The organism is Faecalimicrobium dakarense, assembly GCF_000499525.1.
Lineage (GTDB): Bacteria > Bacillota > Clostridia > Peptostreptococcales > Peptostreptococcaceae > Faecalimicrobium > Faecalimicrobium dakarense.
The window spans coordinates 24347-30959 of record NZ_HG529358.1 but is presented as its reverse complement, the minus strand read 5'-3'; the positions used below and the strand labels follow the sequence as shown (position 1 = coordinate 30959).

Genomic DNA, 6613 nt, shown 5'->3' with positions numbered 1-6613 from the left:
GTTTTTATTTATAAGCAAGGAAAAATTTTATGATATACTAAAAATAAATATAACAGTAGGGGGATATGGTATGAATTATAAGTTAATAGTTACAGATATGGACGGTACATTACTTGGGAGTGATCATCAAATTACTGATGAAAATAAAATAGCTTTAACTAAAGCACTAAATAAAGGTATAAATGTGGCAGTTGCAACTGGTAGGTGGTATGACTCTGCAAAGCTACATACTGAATTTTTAGAAAGCAGAATACCTATAATAGCTTGTAATGGTGCTTTAATAAGATATGAAGATAAGGTTATTTATTCAAATTATATGGATACAAATGTATGCTTAGATATTATCGATATATTAGAAAAGTATGAAGTATATTATCAATGTTATGCTGATGACGCTTTATATTGTAAGAAAATGGACAAAGAGAATAAAAGATATCAAGAATTACATGATAAAATGAAAAAAGAAATGAATCTTATTTTTAAAACTAACCTAAAAGAAAATGTTATAAATAATAATATTTTAAAGATGATAGTGTTTGAAGAAGATAATAAAGAACTTTTAAGAAATATAGAAAAAGATTTGATAAATTTAAAAGGAATAGAACTTACTACATCGGGGCCTAATAATATTGAAATTATGAATGAGGGTGTAAGCAAAGGTAAGGCTGTTAGCATACTATGTAATTATTTAGATGTTAATAAAGATGAAACAGTTGCATTTGGTGATAGCTACAATGATTTAAGTATGCTAGAATATGTTGGAATGGGAGTTGCAATGGATAATGCAGATGACTTTATAAAATCAAAAGCTAACTATGTGACTGAAAAAAATGATAATAGTGGAGTTGCAAAGGCACTATACAATATCGTTGGAATATAATATTGACAATATATAGAAAAATAACGTATTATAAATATAATGTAAAAAATACTTTTTTGGTTATTACCTGAGGGAGTAGTTTGCACCAATCGGTGTGACTAGATCAACATAATGACTACGGTCTGGTCTAGTCTTAAAAAACGAGACTCATGTATGCTTATTTAGCATACATAAGTCTCGTTTTTTGTTGCACTGAATTTTAGGAGGATGTTTATGAGTTTTACAGCAATTTTATTTACGGCGTTTGCTCTTTCAATGGATGCACTTGCAGTGTCAGTTACTAAAGGTATGACATTAAAAAATTTAACAAAAGGAACTTCCATAAAAATAGCATTGGCCTTTGGTTTATTTCAAGGAGGAATGCCACTTTTAGGATGGGCTTTAGGTCTTAGTTTCGAAAGTTACATAAAGTCAATAGATCATTGGATAGCGCTTATATTATTAAGCTTCTTAGGATTTAAAATGATTCAAGAATTTATTAAATCTAAAAAAGAAGATGAAGAAGTTTCGATAGAATGTGGAATAACAACGGATGAAAGTAATTTATCTAATAAGGAACTTATAATGCTTTCAATAGCTACAAGTATTGATGCTCTTGCAGTTGGAATAAGTTTTGCATTTTTAAATGTTGATATAGTTCCAGCGTCTTTAACAATATGTATTATAACTTTTATAGTGTGCTTAATAGGAGTTATATTAGGTAATAAAATAGGTGATATTTTTAATGGCTATGCAGAACTAGTTGGAGGAATAATATTAATTATAATTGGTATAAATATATTTAACGAACACACTCAAATTTTTAACAATATAATAAGCAGTTTGTTTTAACTTAAAAATAGTAAAGGATAGGAATATAAACATTTCTATCCTTTACTATTTTTTTTTATAACATTTCTCATCATAAAAAATACAGGAGGTGTTGAAAATATAGGAGCTATTATTGGAGCTATTACTTTACTTATATTGAAAAATTTAACTAGTCCAATAATTATTCCCATATTAAGAATATACTCAAAAATATAAATTAGAACAGAGAGAGAAAATTTCTTAAAAGAGTAACTATTTTCATTAAAAGTCAACTTTGAATTTAAAATATACGATGCACTTATGCTTATTACACTCGTAATAGTATAAGCAATAATATAATGAAACTTAAAACCAAGATATAAAGTAAGGTAAAGTAATTGAGATATTGCAAAATTACTTATACCTATTATATTAAATTTTATAAACTCTTTGACTTTTCCTTTAGCGTTAATAATTTTTTCAGACATTTTACTAATCTCCTTATTATGATAGATTATGTCTATAAAATTAGTATTACATTATAAATTATAAATATTTATGTTGATGATTGCCAAAAAAGTAATAAATCTTTAAATTAAATTTTGTAAGAAAATCGTAAGAATTAAAGTAAGAAAATCGTAAGAATTATGTATTAGTATATAGATATAATCAAAAAGGATGTGAATTTAGTGTATAATACTTTTAGAAATAATCAAAAAAAATATTTTTTGACAAATTTAAATAAAAAAACTTTTGAAATAGATCTACTTTTTAGGTCGTTTGTTACATGATTAAAGTAAATTTCAATGATAGAAAAGGGGTATTGATAAGTGTACAACATATTAGTAGTTGATGATGATAAAGAAATAGTTGAATCTATTGAAATATATTTAAAAAACGAAGGATACAAAATATTTAAAGCATATGATGGACTTAAGGCTTTAGATATTTTAATTGAAGAAGAAATACACTTAATTTTAATGGATATAATGATGCCAAAACTAGATGGTATAAAAGCTACTATAAAGATTAGAGAAGAAAGAAATATACCAATAATTTTAGTTTCAGCTAAAAGTGAAGATACAGATAAAATAATGGGACTCAATATTGGAGCAGATGATTACATAACAAAACCTTTTAATTTGTTAGAGCTTATAGCAAGAGTTAAATCTAATTTAAGAAGATATGTAAGTCTTGGCAATTATAGTATTGAAAATAAAAGTGTTTTAAAAAGTGGAGAGCTAGAACTAAACTTAGAAAGTAAAGAACTAAAGGTAGATGGAGAAACTGTTAAAATTACTCCAATAGAATATAGGATTATAAAATTGCTTTTACAAAATAAAGGTAGAGTATTTTCAATAGATGAGATATATGAAAAAGTATGGAATGAAGAAAGTTTTAATGTAGATAACACGGTAGCAGTTCATATTAGAAGGATAAGAGAAAAAATTGAGATAAATACTAAAGAACCAAAATATCTAAAGGTGGTATGGGGAGTTGGATATAAAATTGAAAAATTATAGCGGTAAATTTTTAAAAAGTAAAAGCCTAATGTTTAATACATTATTAATTTTAAGTATTTTTATGGTAAGTCAGTTAATAGGAGTTTATATTTGTTTTAAATTTTTTAGTGGAAATTTAATACTTACACTTTTATCTTTGACATTGATAAATATTACATTTTATAAAAATGTAATAAGCTAAAAATTCTATACTTATGTATAGATATTGGAATTATAAATTTTTAAATATATAAAAGGGAGAATATCATGAAAGATAAAAAAAAGAATAAAAGGAATATTTTTTATTATATTAGTTATATCTTTATCTTTATGCTTAACTTCTTTAGCTAATATTTTTTCACAATATAGAGGAAATAATGGGCTTTGGAGTAGTTACATGCATGAAGATAGGAAAATACTAGAGGATGATTTTTATAAAAGTAATTTATTTGAATATAATACATTAAGGCCTATATCTTATTGGTTAGGTGAAGTTGTAAAAGATAATGATAAATCAGTAAATGAGTATATAAGAAATAATTCATACGAAGAATATGATGATGAAACAGACTCATATAAAATGAAGTATCCAAGTAAAGAACAAGCACAAAAAAATATAAATGGACTTAAAAATAATGCTAAAAATAGATTAAATGAGTTAGAAAACATTAAATTCATTGTAATAAATAATAAAACTAATGAATATTACTCAAATACTGAATATGATAATTTAAGTGATTTTAAGAAAAATATAAACGGACATCTAGATATAGAAATAAATAAAACTGACAAAAATAGAACTTATATTAAAGATCTAAACAATAAAACATATAGAAGTAATCCTACTGTAGAATGGGAGCTTTTAAATGCAATAAATACAGATGATATACAAATTTATATATCATTTTTAAATGCATCTTATCCAAAGTCATCTAATTATTTTGGAACAGATAAAATATCTGAAAACTATTCTAGACATAATGCAGCGATTAACAATGTAAAGTTAAGTATACCATTATTTATATCATCATTAATAGTAAGTATAGTAGCACTTATATTATATAAGAGAATTGATATAAATTTATTTGATAAAAATAGTAAACTATTAAAACTAGCAAAATTAATACCAATTGAAATCTTAGCAGTTATAATTTTCTTAGAGGTAGCACTTGCAATAGGTAATGCATCAAATTTATCATATGTTGGTTACGGATATAATTATAGAGTTGATAAAATTATATACATATCTCAATTTTATATTTTATCAATTTTACTAATACTAACAACGTACTTTACAATAAAAAAATATAAAGTTTATAATAGCAAAGAAGAATTAGTAAAAAGTAGTATAATAATGAATTTAAGCAAATATTTTATAGATAATATAAAGACTATGAAAGACTCACTTATTAAAGTGCCTTTATCAAGAAGAATAACTTTAATAGGCATAGGATGCTTAATTATAAATGGAATTGGAGTATTATTTGGTCCATTTGTAAGTCATATACTTACTGTCATAGGATCAACAATAGTATTAGCTTTCTTTATAATATATACATTAAAAACGTTAGCTTATGCAAGTGAAATAATAGAAGGTACTGAAAAGATAAAAAAAGGAGATCTTAATTATAAAATACCTGTAAAAGGAAATGATAACTTTACAGTTCTTGCACAAAATATAAACAATATTGGTGAAGGGTTAGAAAAATCAATAGATAAACAATTAAAAAGTGAAAGAATGAAATCAGAGCTTATTACTAATGTAAGTCATGATTTAAAAACTCCTTTAACATCTATAATAAACTATGTAGAGCTTATAAAAAAAGAGAAAGATATAAGGCCAGAGCATATAAAAGACTATGTAAATGTACTTGATTCAAAATCAAAGAGACTTAAACTTTTAATAGAAGACTTATTTGAAGCAAGTAAAGTTGGTAGTGGAAATATTGAATTAAATATGGAAAAAATAGATGTAAAACAACTTCTTAGACAAAGTATTGGAGAGATGGAAGAAAAATTATCTAATTCTAATTTAGATATAAAATTAAACTTACCAGAAGATAATATATATATATATGCTGATGGCAGAAGAATGTATAGAGTATTTGAAAATCTTTTATCTAATATAGCTAAATATTCATTAGATGGAACTCGTGTATATATTGATTTATTAGATAATGAAGATAACATAAAGTTAAGTATGAAAAATATATCATCTTATGAACTTAACTTTGATCCAAAAGAAATAATGGAGAGATTTAAAAGAGCTGATGAATCTAGAAATACAGAAGGAAGTGGCTTAGGTCTTGCCATAGCTAAAGATTTAGTTAATCTTCAAGGTGGAAATTTTGAAATTAATATAGATGGAGACTTATTTAAATCTACATTAGAATTTAAGAAAATTAAAGAAAAATAGTTGAATAAAAATAAAGTTTAATATATACTTTAGTTAAAATAATAAATATCTTCAGGGCGGGGTGTAAATCCCCACCGGCGGTAAAGCCCGCGAGCTAAATTTTAGCATGATTTGGTTAAATTCCAAAGCCGACAGTTATAGTCTGGATGAAAGAAGAAAAGTATTAGAATAGTTATGTATTTTACTATGAATTAGTATACATATACCCTGATTAAATTTAGTCAGGGTATTTTTTATATTAAAATACATAAACTAATACTAAAGCTCCAGAAGAGTTACTTGGAGGAAAGAAAATGAAAGAAAGAAATAATTTAAAAACACTTATTAAAGTGGCACTTTTAAGTGCAATAGCATTTATACTTATGTACATCGACTTCCCTGTAATACCGATGTTTCCATGGTTAAAAATTGACTTAAGTGAAGTCCCAGTTTTAATGGGCGCTTTTGCCTTCGGACCTGGTATTGGAATAGTCATAGAATTTATTAAGAATTTACTTATAGTAGTAATGAAAGGAAGCCAAACAGGACTTGTAGGAGAGGTTGCTAACTTTATAGTAGGAATAGCTATGGTTGTTCCAGCAGCAATGATTTACAAAAGAAATAAAACTAAAAGAAATGCTATTATAGGAATGATAGTAGGTATTTTAGTTATGGAAGTTGTAGGAATAATAGCTAATGTGTATTTCTTACTTCCAGCATATGGAATGCAAATGAGCTCAGCTGACTTAATGCAGTATGTAACAGTTGGTTTATTACCATTTAATGGAATAAAGGGTGTATTAATTTCAGTAGCTACATATATGCTATATAAAAAGCTATCAGTAACAGTATTTAATGATAGACCTGCTAAAAATAATGTTATTTTAGATAATAAGTAATGATAATATAAAAAAGGTGTAATAAAGTCTTAAGACTTTATTACACCTTTTTTATAATATGATTATATTTAAAAAATATAAATGTTTATTTTTCGATATAATTAAGTATATAAATGGAAAAATCTATATTAAAATATTTTGTAGAAAT

At 25.0% G+C, this 6613-nt stretch carries 6 protein-coding genes and 1 riboswitch; of the genes, 5 read left to right on the top strand and 1 reads right to left on the bottom strand.

The genetic code is table 11. The features are described from left to right. Together BN899_RS10960 and BN899_RS10955 are read left to right on the top strand one after the other, a co-directional pair. A partial coding sequence (locus tag BN899_RS10960; protein ID WP_242824155.1) for an HAD family hydrolase occupies positions 1-880 on the top strand: 880 nt, incomplete at its 5' end. 213 nt (positions 881-1093) lie between these two features. Further along, positions 1094-1711 (top strand): manganese efflux pump MntP, encoded by a 618-nt coding sequence (locus BN899_RS10955; protein WP_042275320.1) that lies wholly within the window; start codon positions 1094-1096, stop codon positions 1709-1711. Positions 1712-1746: 35 nt separating this feature from the next. On the opposite strand, the gene BN899_RS10950 is transcribed toward BN899_RS10955, so the two are convergent. After that, positions 1747-2157 carry a GtrA family protein gene (locus BN899_RS10950; RefSeq protein WP_042275319.1) on the bottom strand — a complete coding sequence of 137 codons (411 nt, stop codon included), beginning with the start codon at positions 2155-2157 and terminating at the stop codon, positions 1747-1749. A 342-nt stretch (positions 2158-2499) separates the two neighbouring features. Between BN899_RS10950 and BN899_RS10945 the strand changes: the two genes are divergently transcribed. The 3 genes from BN899_RS10945 (at position 2500) to BN899_RS10930 (ending at position 6465) form a co-directional block, all read left to right on the top strand. Next, positions 2500-3192: a response regulator transcription factor gene (locus BN899_RS10945; RefSeq protein WP_042275317.1), complete on the top strand. Its 693-nt coding sequence runs from the start codon at positions 2500-2502 to the stop codon at positions 3190-3192. A 376-nt stretch (positions 3193-3568) separates the two neighbouring features. After that, a complete protein-coding gene (locus BN899_RS10935; protein WP_052356818.1) occupies positions 3569-5587 on the top strand; it encodes a HAMP domain-containing sensor histidine kinase in 2019 nt (672 codons plus the stop codon). Positions 5588-5630: 43 nt separating this feature from the next. Then, positions 5631-5749, top strand: a riboswitch (FMN riboswitch). A 131-nt stretch (positions 5750-5880) separates the two neighbouring features. Beyond that, positions 5881-6465 carry an ECF transporter S component gene (locus BN899_RS10930; RefSeq protein ID WP_042275313.1) on the top strand — a complete coding sequence of 195 codons (585 nt, stop codon included), beginning with the start codon at positions 5881-5883 and terminating at the stop codon, positions 6463-6465. The last annotated feature ends 148 nt before the right edge of the window (positions 6466-6613 follow it).